The organism is Yersinia sp. 2540 StPb PI (genome assembly GCF_052217165.1).
In the GTDB taxonomy this organism is placed as follows: domain Bacteria; phylum Pseudomonadota; class Gammaproteobacteria; order Enterobacterales; family Enterobacteriaceae; genus Yersinia; species Yersinia enterocolitica_E.
This window is the reverse complement of the sequence record NZ_JAZGQC010000001.1, coordinates 2,535,444-2,556,208: the sequence shown is the minus strand read 5'-3', so window position 1 is coordinate 2,556,208 and position 20,765 is coordinate 2,535,444. Positions and strand designations below refer to the sequence as shown.

The window sequence follows — 20,765 nt, the reverse complement described above, 5'->3', positions numbered from 1 at the left end:
TTGCACTTATAGCGCAATTACATGTGATGAATAATGGCGTCGCCAAATTCACTACATTTCAACAGTTTAGCGCCATCCATCAGACGTTCGAAATCATAAGTCACGGTCTTGGCCTGAATTGCGCCTTCGGTGCCTTTGATAATCAAATCAGCCGCTTCGAACCAACCCATATGACGTAGCATCATTTCTGCGGACAGAATGATTGAGCCTGGGTTCACTTTATCCTGACCAGCATATTTTGGTGCAGTGCCGTGAGTGGCCTCAAACAAAGCACAATCATCACCAATGTTGGCTCCCGGAGCAATACCGATACCGCCAACCTGAGCAGCCAAGGCGTCAGAGATGTAATCACCATTCAGGTTCATACAGGCGATAACATCATATTCAGCAGGACGCAGCAGAATTTGTTGCAGGAAGGCATCAGCAATCACATCTTTGATAATGATCTCTTTGCCATTATTCGGGTTCTTGATTTTAACCCAAGGACCGCCATCGATCAGCTCACCACCAAATTCCTCACGTGCTAACTGGTAACCCCAGTCTTTAAAGGCACCTTCGGTGAATTTCATAATGTTGCCTTTATGAACCAGAGTTACTGATTCACGATCGTTGGTAATTGCATACTCAATTGCCGCACGAACCAAGCGCTTAGTCCCTTCTTCTGAACAAGGTTTGATACCAATACCGCATTGTTCAGGGAAACGGATTTTCTTCACACCCATCTCTTCACGCAGAAACTTAATCACTTTTTCAGCTTCTGGTGAACCGGCTTTCCATTCGATTCCAGCATAGATATCTTCAGCATTTTCGCGGAAAATCACCATGTTGGTCAATTCAGGGTGTTTTACCGGGCTTGGGGTCCCTTCGTAATAACGCACCGGACGCAGGCACACATACAGATCAAGTTGTTGGCGCAAAGCAACGTTCAACGAACGAATACCGCCACCGACCGGGGTAGTCAATGGGCCTTTAATCGCCACGCGGTACTCACGAATCAGATCCAATGTTTCTTCTGGCAACCAAACATCTTTGCCATAAACATGCGTTGACTTCTCACCGGTGTAGATTTCCATCCAGGAGATTTTACGCTCACCTTTATAGGCTTTCTTAACCGCGGCATCTACCACGTGGATCATGGCAGGGGTCACATCAACGCCGATACCATCACCTTCAATAAATGGAATGATCGGATTATGCGGAACAACCAGTTTACCCTGAGCATCGACAGTAATTTTCTTACCTTCTGCCGGAACAACTACTTTGCTTTCCATCAACCTTCTCCTTCAGCGCAATTTTGTTAATGCCTTGTAAGATTCGTGTCAATACTACTTGAATATTCGTTCCACGCCAATCCGAAACGGATTGAGGTATAATGCGCTAATCATTCGGAATCGCAATAAACATGAATAAATTCTCTGTTAAAAATCACAAAGTTAACCGATTCAGCACCAAGACACCGGCCAAACGGGTAAAGCCTGTCGGCCCAAGGAGAGTGCTGTTATTCAACAAACCTTTCGATGTCTTGCCACAATTTACCGATGAGTCTGGCCGTAGCACATTGAAGGAATTTATCCCCTTTAACGACGTTTATGCCGCAGGCAGACTCGATCGCGACAGTGAAGGTTTACTGGTATTAACCAATGATGGCAAGTTGCAAGCCAAACTCACCCAGCCAGGCGAGAAAACAGGTAAAATCTATTTTGTACAAGTAGAAGGAATACCTGGCGATGATGCTCTCGGCCAATTACGCCGTGGTGTCACCTTAAAAGATGGCCCTACCTTACCCGCAGGGGCTGAGTTGGTTAATGAACCTGAGTGGCTATGGCCGCGGGTGCCCCCGATCAGAGAGCGCAAAAATAGTCCCACCTGCTGGCTACAGATCACACTTTACGAAGGTCGTAATCGGCAAGTGCGCAGAATGACGGCCCATATTGGCTTCCCTACCCTGCGTCTGATACGGTTTAGTGTAGGAAATTTAAGCCTTGCCGACCTACAGCCCGGCGAATGGAAGGAGATTAACCATGTTTAAACCCCATGTAACTGTCGCTTGTGTTGTGCACGCTCAAGGGAAATTCTTAGTTGTCGAAGAGACGATTAATGGCAAAAAACTATGGAATCAACCGGCTGGACATTTGGAAGCCGATGAAACTCTGTTGCAAGCCGCAGAGAGAGAGTTGTGGGAAGAGACCGGAATTCGCGCCACACCGCAATCGTTTCTGCGAATGCATCAATGGATAGCCCCGGACAAGACCCCATTTTTGCGCTTCGCTTTCGTTATTGAACTGCTGGCCCCCTTACCCACCCATCCTCATGATAGTGATATTGATTGCTGTCGGTGGCTCTTTGCTGATGAAATACTGCAATCAGCCAATTTACGTTCACCATTAGTGGCCGAGAGTATCCGCTGTTACCAACAACCCGAACGTTATTCCCTTGATCTGGTTGGTTCTTTTAACTGGCCTTTATAAAAGGTAGCGTTGATTTACTCAGGTAATTTCGTCGAGAGCGCGAATCTAGAATGCAGCCAAGCGGTCAACGTGATAAAATCCGGCGCTTGTTTTTATAATGCCTTGCCCGTGGCGATAAAGTGTTCGGATAGTGCTATCCGCCTTGGTCTCTATCAGAAGCTTAGGTATTTACGTTAGTGAGACTCCCATGTCAGATAATAGCCAGAAAAAAGTAATCGTCGGTATGTCCGGCGGTGTCGACTCTTCCGTTTCCGCCTACCTGCTTCAGCAACAGGGTTACCAAGTTGCCGGTTTATTCATGAAGAATTGGGAAGAGGATGATGGCGAAGAGTATTGCTCAGCAGCGACCGATTTGGCCGATGCGCAAGCAGTATGCGACAAACTGGGCATGGAGTTGCACACCGTCAATTTTGCCGCAGAATATTGGGATAACGTGTTCGAATTGTTCCTGGAAGAATATAAAGCCGGGCGCACACCTAACCCTGATATTCTGTGTAATAAAGAGATCAAATTTAAAGCTTTCCTTGAGTTTGCCGCCGAAGACTTAGGGGCTGACTATATTGCCACTGGCCACTATGTTCGCCGCCAGGATGTCGATGGCAAAAGCCGTTTACTACGTGGTCTGGATGGCAATAAAGATCAAAGTTACTTCCTCTATACATTAAGCCACGACCAACTGGCCCAAAGCCTGTTCCCGGTCGGCGAACTGGAAAAACCCGAAGTGCGCCGTATCGCCGAGCAACTTGATCTGGTCACCGCCAAGAAAAAAGACTCCACCGGCATCTGCTTTATCGGTGAGCGCAAATTCCGTGATTTCCTGGGGCGTTATCTGCCCGCACAACCCGGCCCTATCATGACTGTTGACGGTCAGCATATGGGCGAGCATCAGGGGTTGATGTATCACACCTTGGGGCAACGTAAAGGGCTGGGTATCGGTGGCACCAAAGATGGCGGTGATGACCCATGGTATGTGGTAGATAAAGATGTCGCCAATAACATCTTGCTCGTGGCGCAAGGACATGAACATCCACGGTTAATGTCAGTCGGCCTGATAGCCCAACAGTTGCATTGGGTTGACCGTCAACCGATAACCGCCGCTTTTCAGTGTGTGGTGAAAACACGCTACCGTCAGCAGGATATTCCCTGCACCGTCACCCCGCTGGATGATGAGCGTATCGAGGTCAGATTCGATAGCCCGGTTGCCGCAGTAACACCGGGTCAGTCCGCTGTATTCTATCAAGGTGAAGTCTGCCTTGGCGGCGGTATCATTGAAGAGCGTTATCCACTGACTGACGTAGTAACAAACTAAATCAGCCCAGCAATGAACCAGAACGTTTACAGGAGTGACCGTGGCGAAGAATTATTATGACATTACGCTGGCACTGGCAGGGATCTGCCAGTCCGCTCGCTTGGTTCAGCAACTGGCTCATGAAGGCCAGTGCGATAATGAGGCATTGAACACCATCTTGGGCGGGCTACTACAGACCGACCCACCGTCAACACTTGCGGTGTACGGCGGTAATGAGCAATCGCTGAAAATGGGATTGGAGACGCTGCAAACGGTCTTAAATGCCAATCGTCAGGGGCCAGCAGCAGAATTGACCCGCTATACCCTCAGCTTAATGGTGTTAGAACGCAAGCTCAATGGCAATAAGCCTGCCATGAATACATTAGGTGACCGAATCAATCAGCTTGATCGCCAACTGGCACATTTCGATCTTGAATCAGAAACAATGATGAGTTCACTGGCATCCATTTATACTGATGTCATCAGCCCTCTCGGCCCACGCATTCAGGTTACCGGTTCACCCGCTATTTTACAAAGCACGCTGGTGCAGGCAAAAGTTCGTGCCGCCCTGCTGGCGGGAATTCGCTCAGCCGTGCTTTGGCAACAAGTCGGTGGAAGCCGCTTGCAGTTAATGTTTTCGCGAAATCGTCTTTTTAAACAGGCACAGAGTATTCTTGCTCATAATTGAACCATACCAAAGTAATTGGAGTTGCCACCGATGGAATTATCCTCACTGACCGCCGTTTCACCTATTGATGGTCGCTACGGCGACAAAGTCAGCGCACTGCGCCCAATCTTTAGCGAATTCGGTTTGCTGAAATTCCGCGTGCAGGTCGAAGTACGTTGGCTGCAAAAACTGGCCGCCTGCGCAGAGATCAAAGAAGTTCCGGCTTTTGATGCCGACGCAAACGCTTACCTTGATAAGATCGTGCAACAGTTCAACGAACAAGATGCACAGCGCATCAAAACCATTGAGCGCACGACCAATCATGATGTGAAAGCTGTTGAGTATTTCCTGAAAGAAAAAGTAGCGAGTGTTCCGGCATTGCACGCAGTGTCAGAATTTATTCACTTTGCTTGTACTTCAGAAGATATCAATAACTTATCCCACGCCTTAATGTTGCAAACCGCCCGTCAGGATGTGGTATTGCCAATGTGGCGGCAGATTATTGATTCAATTAAAGCGCTGGCCCACCAGTACCGTGATTTGCCACTGCTGTCCCGTACCCATGGTCAGCCAGCCACACCTTCAACTATCGGGAAAGAACTGGCTAACGTTGCTTACCGTATGGAGCGCCAGTTCCGTCAACTGTCACAAGTGGAAATTCTGGGTAAAATCAACGGTGCAGTAGGTAACTATAATGCTCACATCGTTGCTTATCCTGAAGTGGACTGGCATCAGTTCAGCGAAAGTTTTGTCACGTCGCTGGGGATCAACTGGAACCCATACACCACGCAAATTGAACCTCATGACTACATTGCCGAACTGTTTGATTGTGTTGCCCGTTTCAATACTATCCTGATCGATTTTGACCGTGATATTTGGGGTTACGTTGCCCTAAATCATTTCAAACAAAAAACTATCGCCGGTGAAATCGGTTCAAGCACCATGCCCCATAAAGTAAACCCCATTGATTTCGAAAACTCCGAAGGCAATTTGGGCATGTCCAATGCGGTGCTCGGACATCTGGCCAGTAAATTACCGGTTTCCCGCTGGCAGCGCGACCTGACTGACTCCACAGTGCTCCGTAATTTGGGTGTTGGTTTGGGCTATGCGTTGATAGCCTATCAGGCGACAATGAAAGGCATTAGCAAGTTGGAAGTCAACGAAGCGCACCTACTGGATGAGCTTGATCACAACTGGGAAGTTCTGGCTGAGCCGATCCAAACCGTAATGCGCCGTTATGGCATTGAAAAACCGTATGAAAAACTAAAAGAACTCACCCGTGGCAAGCGGGTAGATGCCGCAGGCATGCAGGCATTTATCGATGGCCTTGCCTTACCGGAAGAAGAAAAAACCCGGTTGAAAGCAATGACGCCCGCTAATTATATTGGCCGGGCAGCCACTATGGTCGATGAATTAAAGTAATTTTTTAATCCCTAATACAGGTGGTAGCCCTATGCCACCTGTATTATCCCCCTGATTTCTCTTATTTTCCCGCGTACTCTCCCCTGTTTAGCAACGGTTTAGCCGTTATCATCGATAATACCCGCGATGCCAAAAGGACGTTACAATTGCAGGAGCTATTATTATATGTTGAAGCAAACCTTATTATCTCTCGCCCTGATGGGCACCTGTACAGCCGCAATAGCGGGTGATTACACTTATGTTGCAGGTGGCCTGCAATATGGTGCCATCAGCAATAATGCCCGTTTTGATAAACAGTTTGACCAAAAAAAGTATAGCCAGACTGGTAATCGCGAGATGGGCGGCATTTATCTGAATGGTGGCTATGGATTTGATAATGATCTTTTTATTGATGCCCGCCTGAACAGTATTGCCAATAACGATCGCGGCCTTGCACAAGCAGTGCTCGGCTTGGGGTACCACTTTGCTTTTTCACCTAATATCGATTTTTATAGCTTAGTGGGTGGCAGCCGCCATGCGATGGTATTTGATGCCAGCAAAGACGGTAAAAAAACCAATACCTACAATAGCGCTACCGGTGAAATAGGTATTAAGAGCAAACTCACGCAAAGTATCGGTATGGATGTTGCTTATCGCCTGGCAAATTATGACCACCGGGCATTCCATGAAGCGCGAATTACGACGAGCTACGCCTTAACACAGAGCCTTGCAGCGGAAGTAGGTTACACCTACCATAACTGGAAAGTGAGTGATCAAGCAATGCAAGCAGGTTTACGTTATAACTTCTAAGTCGTTGGTTTTAATTGTTTACTTACCGGGTAATATTGAGTTACCCGGTTAAGTCTTATCGAGGAATGTGGTATGCGGGTTCTGGTTGTGGAAGATAATGCTTTATTGCGTCACCATCTTACGGTGCAAATGCGTGAAATGGGCCATCAGGTTGATGCGGCGGAAGATGCTAAAGAAGCAGACTATTTCTTGCAAGAGCATGCCCCGGATATCGCGATTATTGATCTCGGCCTTCCCGGGGAAGATGGCTTAAGTCTTATTCGTCGCTGGCGCAGTCATCAAACAAACTTACCTATTCTGGTGCTCACGGCACGGGAAAGCTGGCAAGATAAAGTCGCCGTGCTGGAAGCAGGTGCCGACGATTACGTGACTAAGCCCTTTCATCTCGAAGAAGTCATCGCACGGATGCAGGCGTTGATGCGCCGCAATATTGGTTTAGCATCTCAGGTAATTGAATTCCCTCCGTTTCAGATTGACCTCTCGCGCCGAGAGTTGTGTGTCAATCAGCAACAGATTAAACTGACAGCCTTTGAATACACTATCATCGAGACCCTTATTCGTAATGCCGGTAAAGTGGTCAGCAAAGATACGCTCATGCTGCAACTCTATCCTGATGCAGAACTACGTGAGAGCCACACCATCGATGTATTAATGGGCCGTTTGCGTAAAAAGCTACTGGCAGAACATGAAGGCGAAGTGATTACGACCATCCGAGGTCAGGGATACCGTTTTGACGCCAGCTAGACACTATGTTCAGGAAAAATAGCAAACCGTTCTCTCTTCGTGCGCGTTTTCTTATGGCGACAGCAGGTGTCATTTTAGCGCTGTCGTTATCTTATGGCATGGTTGCCGTGGTTGGGTACATTGTCAGCTTTGATAAAAATACCTTCAGCGCCCATCGCGGTGAAAGTAACTTATTTTTCAGTTTGGCTCAGTGGCATGATAATAAACTGAGTATTTCGGTTCCCCCTGAACTTGAACTGAACATCCCAACATTGGTGCTGATTTATGACAAAGACGGCAATATTTTGTGGCGTCAGCGCCATGTGCCCGAGCTTGAGTCTCATATCGAAAAAAGTTGGTTACAAAAACCCGGCTTCTACGAGCTGGATACCGGGACACACATCAGTAGCATGATGTTGGGTGATAACCCCAAAGCCCAAGACCAGCTCAAAAAATATGACGATACTGATAACAGCGCCCTAACGCACTCCATCTCCGTCAATACTTATCCTGCGACCTCACGCTTACCACAGCTCACCATTGTGGTCGTAGATACTATCCCGCAGGAGTTACAACGTTCTGACTTGGTGTGGAACTGGTTTAGCTATGTGTTACTGGCTAATTTGCTGTTGGTGGTCCCCTTACTGTGGCTGGCGGCCTACTGGAGCCTGCGGCCAATTAAAGCACTGGTCAGTCAGATCAGTCAGTTGGAAAAAGGTGAACGCGAACAACTGGATGAAAATCCACCGCGTGAATTGCAGAGCTTAGTTCGAAACCTCAATATTCTGCTCACCAATGAGCGTCAACGTTATACCAAGTATCGCACAACCTTGTCGGACCTCACCCACAGCCTTAAGACCCCACTGGCGGTATTACAGACCACCCTGCGTTCTTTACGTACCGGCAAGCAGACGACCATCGAAGAGGTCGAACCTATCATGCTAGAGCAGATAAGCCGTATCTCTCAGCAAATTGGCTATTACCTGCACCGCGCCAGTATGCGTTCCGAACATAATGTACTGGTCCGGGAAATCCACTCGGTACCGGCGCTGTTAGACAGCTTGTGCAGTGCACTGAATAAAGTCTATCAGCGTAAAGGGGTAGTACTGACGCTGGATATCTCACCTGAAGTCACCTTCCTTGGTGATAAAAATGACTTTATGGAAGTGATGGGCAACGTACTGGATAACGCTTGCAAGTATTGTCTTGAATTCGTTGAAATTACCGCCCTACACTCTGAAAAACAGCTAACTATTGTGGTAGATGATGATGGACCGGGTATTCCTGAAAGTAAGCGGTTGCTGATTTTCCAGCGCGGCCAGCGAGTTGATACTTTGCGCCCTGGACAAGGGCTGGGGCTATCCGTGGCCGCCGAAATTATTGAACAGTATCAAGGTGAGATTTCCATCACTGAAAGCCCCCTGGGTGGAGCCAAAATGATGGTGACTTTTGGCCAGCAACATGATTATCACGATGATTAACAAAATTTGCCTGCCAGCCCCTGATACTAAAGGCTGGCTTCCGTTATAATCACAAGCAAATTCCCTCCTATTCTGGAATAAACATGGATTACCAACTCTGTCTCGATTGGCCTGACTTTCTGCAACGTTACTGGCAGAAACGCCCCGTTATCCTCAAACGCGGTTTTAAAAACTTTATAGACCCGCTCTCGCCGGATGAACTTGCTGGGCTAGCTATGGAAAATGAAGTCGACAGCCGCTTGGTAAGCCATGAAGATGGTCGTTGGCAAGTGAGTCACGGCCCGTTTGAGAGTTTTGATCACTTAGGTGAAACCAACTGGTCGCTACTGGTTCAAGCTGTTGACCATTGGCATGAGCCTGCCGCTGCATTAATGCGCCCCTTCCGCCAACTATCTGACTGGCGTATGGATGATTTGATGATCTCCTTCTCCGTACCCGGTGGCGGTGTTGGCCCACACTTTGATCAATATGATGTCTTTATCATTCAGGGGACTGGCCGCCGCCGCTGGCGAGTGGGTGAAAAAACTGAAATGAAGCAGCATTGCCCACACCCTGACTTGCTACAAGTCGCTCCCTTTGATGCCATCATTGATGAGGAAATGGAGCCGGGCGATATTCTCTACATTCCACCGGGTTTCCCCCATGAAGGCTATGCACTTGAAAATGCATTGAATTATTCAGTAGGTTTCCGCGCGCCAAATGGCCGTGAATTAGTCAGTGGTTTTGCCGATTATATCCTTTCGCGTGAATTGGGGAGCTACCGTTACAGTGATCCTGATTTGCAACTGCGTGACCAGCCAGCAGATATTTTGCCACATGAAGTCGATAAGCTGCGGGCAATGATGTTGGATTTACTCCAGCAACCCGAGCATTTCCAAAACTGGTTTGGTGAGTTTACTTCTCAATCACGTCATGAGCTGGATGTTGCACCACCTGAACCACCTTATCAGGCCAGTGAGATCTATGATTTGCTACAACAAGGTGAGGCATTACGCCGCCTTAGTGGCCTGCGCGCTTTACGTATTGGTGATAGCTGCTTTGTTAACGGTGAACTGATTGATACGCCGCATATGAGTGCTGCCAATGCTTTGTGTCAACATTTCAGTGTGGATGCTCAACAACTTGGTAATGCATTGGAAGACCCGGCGTTCCTGGCACTGCTGGCGGAACTGGTTAATAGCGGTTATTGGTATTTCAACGACTAATCTCTGTGATATATGATACAAAACGCCCCATTTACGGGGCGTTTGTTATAGGCTGTTAAGCAGGTAGCAGGCAATTTATGACGCTTTAGCTCGTGCTGCGGTTAGTTCAGAAATCCGCATGATTACTGCAACCGCCTTCTCCATCCCTTCCAGCGTAATAAATTCATGTTTACCATGATAATTATAGCCACCAGTAAAGATATTGGGACAAGGTAATCCGAGGAAAGATAACTGCGCGCCATCAGTGCCTCCCCGTATTGGCTTCATGACGGGCGCGATATCGCAATCACGCATCGCCTGCTGTGCTAACTCGATGATATGCGGGTGCTTGATTATATGTTCACGCATATTGTAATAACTGTCATCCATAACGATTTCGATGTAGCAGTCACGATGCAAACCTTTACCAACCCGCTTAGCAATATCCACCATATTCTTCTTACGGGCTTCAAAACCATCACGGTTGAAATCACGTACTATATAGTGCATTTCTGCCCGCTCGACAGTGCCTTTAATACTTTGCAGATGATAAAAACCCTCGTAACCATCTGTACATTCAGGAGTTTCATTCGCAGGAAGTTCCTGATGGAAACGGGTCGCCAGTGATAACGCATTTACCATTACCCCTTTGGCACTGCCTGGGTGGACATTATTACCGACAATCTTGATCGTTACTGACGCCGCATTAAAGTTTTCAAACTCTAACTCGCCAACACCACCACCATCAACGGTATAAGCCCACTGGGCATCAAACTCGTCCACATTAAAGAAGCGTGCACCTTTGCCAACCTCTTCATCGGGAGTGAATGCAATGCGGATATCGCCGTGAGGCACATTACTGTGCTTTAACCGCACCATTGCAGTAATAATTTCGGCAATACCGGCTTTATCATCGGCCCCCAGCAAGGTTTTACCATCAGTGGTAATTAATGTGTGGCCGAGTAGCTGGTGTAATACCGGAAACATGACTGGTGACAACACCTCGTCGCCTATCCCCAAGGCAATATCCCCACCACGGTAACTTTCTACAATCTGTGGATTAACATTTTTGCCCGAAAAATCAGGTGACGTATCGAGATGTGCAATAAAACCAATAGTGGGGACCGGCCAAGAGACATTTGCAGGTAATGTTGCCATTACACAACTGTGATCACTCAAGGTAACCTGAGAAAACCCCAGCGCCTGCAACTCATGCTGTAATGCCAGCGCAAGCTTGTGCTGCCCCTCAGTGCTCGGCACGGATTTTACATTGGCTTTTGCTTGTGTATCAAAAGAGACATAGTTGAAAAAGCGGTCGAGTAATTTGTCCATGGTTCCCACCCTCATAATAGTGAATATCATTATGGGGAAGTGATCGTGATCAAATATTGCGTCAAGTCAGCTTTAGGCAAACTTAAGCCAGAATAATAAGGTGGGATGCTAAAACCCCGCAGGGTGATTTATTCATCAACCCGCAGGGACTATCGTTTATTTATACGCCATTTTGGCTAATTACTGCTATCACCCTGACGATTCTCGCCCCGGGTAGTCAAAAACTCACGCACATATTCAGGTACTACTTTACTGGCCAAACCATAATGTTTTTCATCAAACTGGCTTTCTACCTGACTGGGTTCCAGATTCAATTCAACAGTATGAGCACCGTGCAAACGTGACTCATGGACAAACCCAGCCGCTGGATAGACGTGGCCTGAAGTTCCTATCGAGATAAAGAAATCAGCCTCAGCCAGCGCCTGATAGATATCATCCATCCCCATCGGCATTTCACCAAACCACACAATATGAGGTCGCAAAGGGGATGGGAACTGGCAGCAATGACAACGCTCGTCAGCCGAGAGATCTCCCGGCCAATCTAATACCTGGCCAGACTGCGTGCAACGCACCTTCAGCAATTCACCGTGCATATGGATAACACGCTTACTGCCTGCCCTTTCATGCAAATTATCAATATTCTGGGTAATCAGAACAAAGTTATCACCCAGCACCGCTTCCAAATCTGCCAGCGCCTGATGCGCCGCATTGGGTGCAATTTCTGGCTGCTGCAATTGACGGCGACGAGCATTATAAAAAGCTTGAACTAACTCAGGGTCGCGACGATACCCTTCCGGCGTTGCAACATCTTCCACCTGATGCTCTTCCCATAGGCCATCTGCGGCACGGAAAGTACGGATACCTGACTCAGCAGAAATCCCCGCACCGGTAAGCACCACCACAAACGGTTTCTTCATTTCTGATGTAGCAGCACTGTCCCGATGAAAGATACGGGAACGAAAACGTTGATGCCGCAAATGCTTATTCTTGCGAAACCGACATAGCCGATGGCGAATACGCATAACTTTTGCCTCTATATTGGATATCGTTATTGTTTGTGACGACTCTATAGCTTGTGACGACTATTATTCACTCAAATGCAGAAACGCAGCGCCACGAACGCCGCCCGCATCACCATAACGCGCTTTTTCAATGCGTGGCAATCGCGCCACTCGCAATAAATGCTCGGGTAAGCGTTTTGGTAGTTCCTGATAAATCTTGTCAAAATTAGATAGCCCGCCACCAATGACAACCAGATGTGGATCAAGCATCGTCAATAAATTACCCAAACATACCGCCAGCACATCCATAAAGCGCTCAATATGGGCTACTGCTTTAGGCTCGCCAGCATTATAGTTGGCGATAATCTCAGTTGCGGGCAGCGATTGTTGGTTAAAGTGCTTATACATCCATTCAAAACCACGCCCTGAGATATAATTCTCTATGCAACCGTTATGGCCGCAACCACAGGGTACGCGCGGAATATCTGCGCCTAAAATATCCAACGCATCTACCGGTAACCGAAAGTGGCCGAATTCGCCGGTAATATGATTCCGCCCGCTAACAATACTGCCATTAACAATCAGGCCACCGCCAACACCGGTGCCAAGAATTAGCCCCAGAACGGTTGGATAAGTGCGAAATTCAGGATCCCACGCTTCGGACAGCGCAAAACAGTTAGCATCGTTATCGATTCGAACTTCACGCTCAATCAGGCGGGAAAGATCACCCTGCAATAATTGCCCCATGGCCGATGGCACATTGGCCGTAAATACTGTGCCATCATCGGCATTGGGTAAACCGGGAATACCAATACCCACACTGCCTTTAACACCACAATATGCATCAGCTTCCAGCGTTAAATCACGCAAAGTTTGCAGTAACTGCTGATAATCTTCACGGGGCGTTGGGACTCGTTTATGCCAGATTCGTTGCAGATTGGCATCAAAAACGCCTAACTCAATCTTGGTGCCGCCCATATCAAAACCGTAATACATAGAATTGTCCTTATATACCCTAAATAATTCGAGCTGTAGGAAGACGGCAACTGAATAAGTCCCAGGCGCTTACTGAAACAAGTGACTGGGGGTAAACGAAAGCAGCCAACGCAGATGCGGCTTGAAGTATAACGGGGGTAATTATTGCCCGCTTAATACCCGAGCCGGATCAATACGACTTGCGCGACGTGCAGGATACCAACTGGCAATTAAACTCAGCACCAGCGCGGTGGCTAATACGCAGGCCACATCAAACCAGTGCAATTCTGACGGCAGGAAATCAATGAAATAGATATCGCCAGACAAGAATTGATGACCAATCAGCCGCTCCAGCCCACGGATAATGTTGGTCAATTGCATCGAGACAATCACCCCCACTATCACCCCGCTGATACTGCCGATAAGTCCGGCTAATAAGCCATACCAGATAAAGATTGCACGGATCAGACCATCTTTGGCCCCTAATGTGCGTAACACGGCTATATCGCTACTTTTATCTTTAACAGCCATAACCAGGGTGGACACAATATTAAAACTGGCAACACCTATCACCAGCACCATGGCCAAGTACATGATGGTACGAATCATCTGGATATCGCGGTACATATAGCCATAAGTGCCAATCCAACTGCTGATATAAACATACGCATTGCTCACTTCACCGGCACTTCGCACCAGTTTGTTCGCGTTGTATACATCATTGACCTTGATGGCTATACCAGTGACACTGTCACCCATTTCCAAATATTGCTGGGCATCAGCTAAAGGAACCAGTGCCAGACTGTGATCCAACTGGCCACTGAGCTGAAAAACACCGGCGACCTGTAAGCGAATACGCTTAGGTTGCAGCAGTTTCATTTCAGGATCACTATTCGGGATCATTACTGTCAGCCATGACCCCTGTTTCACACCTAATGCGTCAGCCAGACCTTTACCTAAAATAATCTGCTGCTGACCCGCTTTGAAATTATCCCAAGCATGATCAAGCACAAAGCTGGGTAATGCGCTAAGGCGCTGTTCTGCCTGCGGATCAACACCTTTAACCTGTACTGCACGCAGTTGTGTGGCATTTTCAATCAGGCCGGTGAAATTGATATAAGGGGCGGCCGCTACGATACCGGGCACTTTTTCAATCCGTTGTAGAGTTTGCGGCCAGCCACTGAACGGCTGATTAACCACCGCAATTTCGCCGTGTGGTACCACGGCCAAAATGCGATCTTTCAGCTCACGTTCGAAGCCATTCATCGCACTTAGACCCACGATCAATACTGCAACACCCAAGGCGATACCCAAGGTAGATATCACTGAAATTAATGACACCATACCGCCACGACGGCGGCCACGGCTAAACCGTAAGCCGATTAAGAGTGAAAGTGGCGACACACCCATTACTCAGCCCCCACCAGTGTCAAGTGTTGCTGTAGCTGGCCATCGCGCATTTCCAACTGGCGGCTCATACGTTTTGCTAACTGCAAATCGTGAGTTACCACTAAAAATGCCGTCCCCTGGCGAACATTCAATTCACCTAACAGATTAAAGATGCTGTCAGCATTACGTTGGTCCAGGTTACCGGTCGGTTCATCTGCCAAAACCAGTGACGGGTTGTTCACCAGCGAACGGGCAATCGCCACCCGCTGACGCTCACCACCAGACAACTCAGACGGCCGATGTTTGCTCCGTTTTTCCAACCCTACCGCGGTCAACATCGCCCGGGCTTTATCCTGCGCCTCTGCGGGTTTGGCTCCACCGATTAACAGTGGCATTGCGACATTCTCCAATGCGGTAAAATCAGGCAGTAAATGGTGGAATTGATAGATAAAACCTAACTCTCGGTTACGTAATTCCGCTTTCGCGGTGGAAGAGAGCTGATTCAGTGAACGGCCCTGATAAATAACCTCGCCGGAGGTTGGGGAATCCAGACCACCCAGCAGATGCAATAAGGTACTTTTACCTGAACCGGAACTGCCGACAATCGCCATCAACTCACCAGCTTCGATAGTGAACGACACATTACGCAATACGTCAGTGTGCAATTGCCCTTCCTGATAGCGTTTGCACAAATCTAAACACTGTAATAATGGATGGTTACTCATAGCGTAAAGCCTCGGCAGGTTGTGCGGCGGCAGCGCGCCAGGAAGGATAAAGCGTGGACAACAAGGCAATCGCCATCGCCAACAGAGCAATCACGGCGACCTGTACCGGGTTAATTTCCACCGGCAAGGTGGCACCATCAATCAATAAACCGAGAATCGGGATAATCGTGTTCAATTGGCTGGCGAGTAAAATACCCAGCCCGGCACCAAGTAATGCGCCAATTACCCCAGCGGTAGCCCCCTGCACCATAAAGACCAGCATAATTTGACGGCGGCTCAATCCTTGAGTTTGCAAAATGGCCACTTCGCCCTGTTTTTCCATCACTAACAGACCCAGCGAGGTAATAATATTGAAGGCTGCGACGGCAATAATCAGGCTAAGTAGCAACCCCATCATATTTTTTTCCATACGCACCGCCTGGAACAGCTCACCTTTACGCTCACGCCAATCTTTCCATACCGTGCCTTCTGGCAACACCTGTTGGCTCAGGCTATCAACGGACAGCGGTTGTGCAAGGAATAGACGCCAGCCGGTAATATTGCCCGCGGGATAACGCATCAGACGTGATGCATCCTGCTGATTAACCAGCATTTGGTAGCCATCCACCTCACTGTCTGCGGCGAATGTTCCAATGATATTAAACAGCCGTTGGCTAGGAATGCGCCCCATTGGCGTGAACTGACTGGCACTAGGGACCATCAAACGCAATGTTTCACCACGTTTAACACCCAACTGGCCCGCCAGTTTTTCGCCCAGGATAATATTGTAACTCCCCGGCTGTAAATCCTTCAGGTGCACGTTAACCAAATAATCGGCCAGTGGTTCATGACGCTCGGGATCAACACCCAGCATCACACCTGCCGCCAAATTACGTGCACTCTGCAACACCACATCAGCAGTGGTCAGCGGCACAATATCGGTAACACCAGCCAGTGATTTCAATGCTGAGGCGGGGATTTTGTTCGGGTCGAGAGAACCTTGTGGCGTGGTAATCAGCGCCTGCGGCATCAGCCCCAAAATATTATTCTGCAAATCACGCTCAAAACCATTCATCACCGACAGTACCGTGATCAGCGCCATCACGCCAAGCGTGATGCCAATAGTAGAAAGCCATGAGACAAACCGACCGAAGCGATCAGATGCACGCCCGCGCATGTAACGCAGACCAATAAATAGTGCGACAGGTTGATACATGAAATCTGTTTAGATCCTGTTGCTAAAGCAAAGTGATCGAGGATAATAAAGGGTACTACGCCTTTATGGAACCATTAACCGCCTATATCCTTCATATTTCAAGTTACAGGTGTGTTGGCCGCGCTCGTTTACCCGAATCACTTACTTTAGTAAGCTCATCGGGATTTCTCGCTTGCCGCCTTCCTGCATCTTGAGATCTATTGGATATATCTCTGGCTTTTATTCCAAATCAGGGTGCCAGTCTGTGGCTATGCCCCCTCACGTGCTAGGATAGCCGCCGAGATAATTTGTCATCTGTTGTGCTGATACTGTCCTGCTGAACGGCAACATGGGTTAACGCTATCCCTGTTACTTGGTCATGCCGGTAGGCGGCACCCAAGTAAAAAGTCGGTAAGCAACCGATTTGAATAGCATTTATGCTAGCCCATAGGGTGAAGGCTCATTAATACTCAAGCGCTTAGATAACTAAGTGATTGGGGTGAGCAAGGGCAGCCAACACCTCTGCCTCTTGAAGGGCGGCGGGTATACAAACTAAGAGACTGTTTAACTGCTTATGTCCCAACAATATCGTTATTCATTGCCGCAGCGGCCTGGTGATACCCGTCAATTAGGTCAGTTGACTGGCTCAGCCTGCGCGGTGGAATGTGCGGAAATCATTGAGCGCCATGATGGCCCGGTAATGTTAATTACCCCTGACATGCAAACGGCCCTGCGCCTGCGTGATGAGGTGCAACAATTCTCACTCCGCCCAGTAAGCACCCTATCCGATTGGGAAACACTGCCTTACGACAGTTTCTCGCCGCATCAGGATATTATTTCAGCGCGCCTTTCGTGTTTGTATCATCTGCCCACGATGGATCGCGGTGTTATTATTCTCCCGATTAATACCCTGATGCAACGCGTATGCCCGCATGAATTCCTACACGGCCATGCGCTGGTGATGAAAAAAGGCCAGCATCTGTCGCGTGATAAACTACGCGCGCAACTTGAGCAGGCAGGATACCGCAGTGTTGATCAGGTAATGGAACATGGTGAATTTGCGACCCGTGGGGCATTGCTTGATTTGTATCCAATGGGCAGCGAAGAGCCGTATCGAATTGATTTCTTTGATGATGACATTGACAGTCTGCGCGTGTTTGATGTTGATTCGCAGCGCACGCTGTCTGAAGTTGAACAGATAAACCTCCTGCCTGCGCATGAATTTCCGATAGACAAAACCGCAATCGAGTTATTCCGTAGCCAATGGCGTGAACAATTTGAAGTTCGCCGCGACGCTGAACACATCTATCAGCAAGTGAGTAAAGGCATCTGGCCTGCGGGTATCGAATATTGGCAACCCTTGTTCTTTAGCCAACCGTTGCCCTCACTGTTCAGTTATTTACCTGAAAATACCTTATTGGTGAATACCGGCGATCTGGAAGGTTCCGCTGAGCGTTTCTGGCTAGATGTGAATCAGCGCTTTGAAAGCCGCCGTGTTGACCCAATGCGCCCATTGCTGGCACCCGATACGCTCTGGTTACGGGTTGATTCGCTGTTCACTGAGCTAAAAAAGTGGCCTCGGCTCCAGTTCAAGACAGATCCACTGCCGACTAAAGCTGCCAATACCAATTTGCACTATCAGCCCCTGCCTGATGTGGCTGTGCAAGCACAGCAAAAAGCGCCATTGGATAACCTGCGCCGCTTTATCGAAACATTCAGTGGCAGCATCGTGTTTTCAGTCGAAAGCGAAGGCCGACGAGAAACGCTACAAGACCTGTTGGCCCGGATAAAAATCAGCCCGAGCCTGATTACAGCGTTACCACCAGCGGCGGCTCCCGGTCATTATCTGATGATCGGCGCCAGTGAACGCGGCTTCCTCGATACCGATAAACAATTAGCGCTGATTTGTGAAAGTGACCTACTTGGCGAGCGCGTCAGCCGCCGTCGGCAGGATAATCGGCGTACCATCAATACCGATACCCTAATCCGCAACCTGGCCGAGCTGCGCCCCGGCCAGCCAGTGGTTCATCTGGAACATGGCGTGGGCCGCTATCTGGGCTTAACCACGCTCGAAGCTGGCGGCATCAAAGCTGAATACCTGATACTGACCTACGCCGGTGAAGATAAGTTGTATGTGCCAGTCTCATCTTTGCATCTGATTAGCCGTTATTCCGGCGGTGCTGATGAAAATGCGCCACTGCATAAACTGGGCGGAGAAGCCTGGGGGCGGGCACGACAAAAAGCGGCCGAGAAAGTGCGAGACGTGGCAGCCGAACTGCTGGATATCTATGCCCAGCGCGCCGCCAAGTCTGGCTTTAAATTCAAACATGACCACGAGCAATACCAGTTATTTTGCCAAAGCTTCCCGTTTGAAACCACGCCAGATCAGGAACAGGCCATTAATGCGGTTCTCAGCGATATGTGTCGGCCGCTGGCGATGGATCGCCTGGTATGTGGCGATGTTGGTTTCGGTAAAACCGAAGTGGCAATGCGTGCTGCGTTCCTCGCGGTTGCCAATAATAAGCAAGTAGCCGTATTGGTCCCCACTACACTACTTGCCCAACAGCATTTCGATAACTTCCGTGATCGCTTCGCCACTTGGCCGGTCAGGATAGAAATGATGTCCCGCTTCCGCAGTGCCAAAGAGCAGCAAGTGATTCTGGAGCAAGCCGCTGAAGGTAAAGTCGATATCATTATCGGCACCCATAAGTTGCTGCAAAGTGACCTGCGCTGGCAAGATCTCGGCCTGCTGATTGTCGATGAAGAGCATCGTTTCGGTGTTCGTCATAAAGAGCGGATCAAAGCGATGCGTGCCGATGTGGATATTCTGACCCTAACAGCCACACCGATTCCGCGTACCTTGAATATGGCGATGAGCGGCATGCGCGACTTGTCGATTATTGCCACCCCACCGGCGCGGCGCCTGGCAGTGAAAACCTTTGTACGGGAGTACGACAGCCTGGTTATTCGCGAAGCCATCCTGCGTGAGGTTCTGCGCGGTGGGCAGGTTTATTACCTGTACAACGATGTGGAAAATATTGAGAAGGCCACACAACGTCTGGCGGAGCTGGTTCCTGAGGCACGCATTGCTATCGGTCACGGCCAGATGCGTGAACGGGATCTGGAGCGGGTGATGAATGATTTCCATCATCAGCGTTTCAACGTTTTGGTCTGTACCACCATTATCGAAACAGGTATTGATATTCCTAGCGCCAATACTATTATCATCGAGCGCGCTGATCACTTTGGCCTGGCGCAGCTACACCAATTGCGCGGCCGGGTTGGGCGTTCACATCATCAAGCTTATGCTTACCTACTGACGCCGAATCCGAAAGCGATGACCACGGACGCTAAAAAGCGGCTGGAAGCGATTGCCTCACTGGAAGATCTTGGTGCCGGCTTTGCGCTGGCAACCCATGATCTGGAGATTCGCGGCGCGGGTGAACTGTTAGGTGAAGACCAAAGCGGCCAGATGACCACCATTGGCTTCTCACTCTATATGGAGCTGCTGGAAAGCGCGGTTGATGCTTTGAAAGAAGGCAGAGAGCCATCTCTGGAAGATTTGACCAGCAATCAAACTGAAATTGAATTGCGCATGCCGGTGCTGCTGCCAGAAGATTTCATTCCAGATGTGAATGTTCGGCTTTCATTCTATAAGCGTATCGCCAGTGCCCGCAATGAGACGGAACTTGATGAGCTAAAAGTGGAGTTAATCGATCGTTTTGGCAAACTGCCCGATCCAGCACGTTATCTGTTGCACACCGCAGAGTTACGCCAGCAGGCACAAAAATTGGGCATCAAACGAATTGAAGGTAATGAGCGCGGTGGCTTTATTGAATTTAGTGATAAGAACAAAGTCGATCCTGTCTATCTGATTGGGCTATTACAGCGCCAGCCACAGATATACCGCCTGGAAGGGCCAACCAAGTTGAAGTTTATGCAGGATTTAACTGATCGTTCACAGCGACTGAAATTTATCAGTGAGTTGTTGGCCGCCTTTGCACAGCATCGGGTAGGTTAATCAGCGAGTTAATGCGGGTTTCTCAGCAATGAGAGACCCGCGTTAATGCTAATGCCACTCGCTTAAATTTTTGCCGGGTTTGCGGCAAAAACATGTTCTGTTTAAACGATCAGAATTAGCACTAAA

At 48.7% G+C, this 20,765-nt stretch carries 17 protein-coding genes; 10 read left to right on the top strand and 7 right to left on the bottom strand.

Translation table 11 applies throughout. The features are described from left to right. Positions 1–17 precede the first annotated feature (17 nt). Positions 18–1,271 (bottom strand): NADP-dependent isocitrate dehydrogenase, encoded by a 1,254-nt coding sequence (gene icd / locus V1956_RS11580; RefSeq protein ID WP_050310576.1) that lies wholly within the window; start codon positions 1,269–1,271, stop codon positions 18–20. A gap of 131 nt (positions 1,272–1,402) precedes the next feature. Here icd and rluE point away from each other — a divergent pair, with 131 nt between their 5' ends. From rluE to V1956_RS11535, 9 genes are all read left to right on the top strand, one after another. After that, positions 1,403–2,029 carry a 23S rRNA pseudouridine(2457) synthase RluE gene (gene rluE / locus V1956_RS11575; RefSeq protein WP_372559244.1) on the top strand — a complete coding sequence of 209 codons (627 nt, stop codon included), beginning with the start codon at positions 1,403–1,405 and terminating at the stop codon, positions 2,027–2,029. Then, positions 2,022–2,468 carry an NUDIX hydrolase gene (locus tag V1956_RS11570; protein WP_372559245.1) on the top strand — a complete coding sequence of 149 codons (447 nt, stop codon included), beginning with the start codon at positions 2,022–2,024 and terminating at the stop codon, positions 2,466–2,468. Before rluE ends, V1956_RS11570 begins: the two co-directional genes overlap by 8 nt. A 187-nt stretch (positions 2,469–2,655) precedes the next feature. After that, positions 2,656–3,777: a tRNA 2-thiouridine(34) synthase MnmA gene (mnmA, locus tag V1956_RS11565; protein WP_372559246.1), complete on the top strand. Its 1,122-nt coding sequence runs from the start codon at positions 2,656–2,658 to the stop codon at positions 3,775–3,777. Positions 3,778–3,817: 40 nt separating this feature from the next. After that, positions 3,818–4,444, top strand: coding sequence for a high frequency lysogenization protein HflD (hflD, locus tag V1956_RS11560; protein ID WP_083158551.1), 627 nt, complete (start codon positions 3,818–3,820; stop codon positions 4,442–4,444). Positions 4,445–4,474: 30 nt separating this feature from the next. Further along, positions 4,475–5,845 carry an adenylosuccinate lyase gene (purB, locus tag V1956_RS11555; RefSeq protein WP_372559247.1) on the top strand — a complete coding sequence of 457 codons (1,371 nt, stop codon included), beginning with the start codon at positions 4,475–4,477 and terminating at the stop codon, positions 5,843–5,845. Positions 5,846–6,010: 165 nt separating this feature from the next. Beyond that, positions 6,011–6,634 carry a YPO1635 family putative outer membrane beta-barrel protein gene (locus V1956_RS11550; protein WP_372559248.1) on the top strand — a complete coding sequence of 208 codons (624 nt, stop codon included), beginning with the start codon at positions 6,011–6,013 and terminating at the stop codon, positions 6,632–6,634. 72 nt (positions 6,635–6,706) lie between these two features. Further along, complete coding sequence (gene phoP, locus V1956_RS11545) at positions 6,707–7,378, top strand: two-component system response regulator PhoP (protein ID WP_042569971.1); 672 nt, start codon at positions 6,707–6,709, stop codon at positions 7,376–7,378. A gap of 5 nt (positions 7,379–7,383) precedes the next feature. Then, positions 7,384–8,838, top strand: a complete 1,455-nt coding sequence (gene phoQ / locus V1956_RS11540) for a two-component system sensor histidine kinase PhoQ (protein ID WP_372559249.1) — start codon at positions 7,384–7,386, stop codon at positions 8,836–8,838. A gap of 83 nt (positions 8,839–8,921) precedes the next feature. Continuing rightward, on the top strand, positions 8,922–10,043 hold the full coding sequence (locus V1956_RS11535) for a ribosomal protein uL16 3-hydroxylase (RefSeq protein ID WP_372559250.1): 1,122 nt from the start codon (positions 8,922–8,924) through the stop codon (positions 10,041–10,043). A 75-nt stretch (positions 10,044–10,118) separates the two neighbouring features. On the opposite strand, the gene pepT is transcribed toward V1956_RS11535, so the two are convergent. The 6 genes from pepT to lolC form a co-directional block, all read right to left on the bottom strand. After that, a complete protein-coding gene (pepT, locus tag V1956_RS11530; protein ID WP_372559251.1) occupies positions 10,119–11,354 on the bottom strand; it encodes a peptidase T in 1,236 nt (411 codons plus the stop codon). Positions 11,355–11,530: 176 nt separating this feature from the next. Beyond that, positions 11,531–12,376: a Sir2 family NAD+-dependent deacetylase gene (gene cobB / locus V1956_RS11525; protein WP_372559252.1), complete on the bottom strand. Its 846-nt coding sequence runs from the start codon at positions 12,374–12,376 to the stop codon at positions 11,531–11,533. A 63-nt stretch (positions 12,377–12,439) separates the two neighbouring features. Beyond that, positions 12,440–13,351 carry an N-acetylglucosamine kinase gene (gene nagK / locus V1956_RS11520; RefSeq protein WP_442825137.1) on the bottom strand — a complete coding sequence of 304 codons (912 nt, stop codon included), beginning with the start codon at positions 13,349–13,351 and terminating at the stop codon, positions 12,440–12,442. A gap of 141 nt (positions 13,352–13,492) precedes the next feature. Then, positions 13,493–14,740: a lipoprotein-releasing ABC transporter permease subunit LolE gene (gene lolE / locus V1956_RS11515; protein ID WP_372559254.1), complete on the bottom strand. Its 1,248-nt coding sequence runs from the start codon at positions 14,738–14,740 to the stop codon at positions 13,493–13,495. Beyond that, complete coding sequence (gene lolD, locus V1956_RS11510; protein WP_083158541.1) at positions 14,740–15,444, bottom strand: lipoprotein-releasing ABC transporter ATP-binding protein LolD; 705 nt, start codon at positions 15,442–15,444, stop codon at positions 14,740–14,742. Before lolD ends, lolE begins: the two co-directional genes overlap by 1 nt. Next, the gene (gene lolC, locus V1956_RS11505; protein ID WP_372559256.1) at positions 15,437–16,639 is read right to left on the bottom strand and encodes a lipoprotein-releasing ABC transporter permease subunit LolC; all 1,203 of its coding nucleotides are present in this window, start codon (positions 16,637–16,639) and stop codon (positions 15,437–15,439) included. The genes lolD and lolC overlap by 8 nt, the downstream gene beginning before the upstream one ends. A gap of 553 nt (positions 16,640–17,192) precedes the next feature. Between lolC and mfd the strand changes: the two genes are divergently transcribed. Continuing rightward, on the top strand, positions 17,193–20,639 hold the full coding sequence (gene mfd / locus V1956_RS11500) for a transcription-repair coupling factor (protein ID WP_442825136.1): 3,447 nt from the start codon (positions 17,193–17,195) through the stop codon (positions 20,637–20,639). Positions 20,640–20,765: the final 126 nt, after the last annotated feature.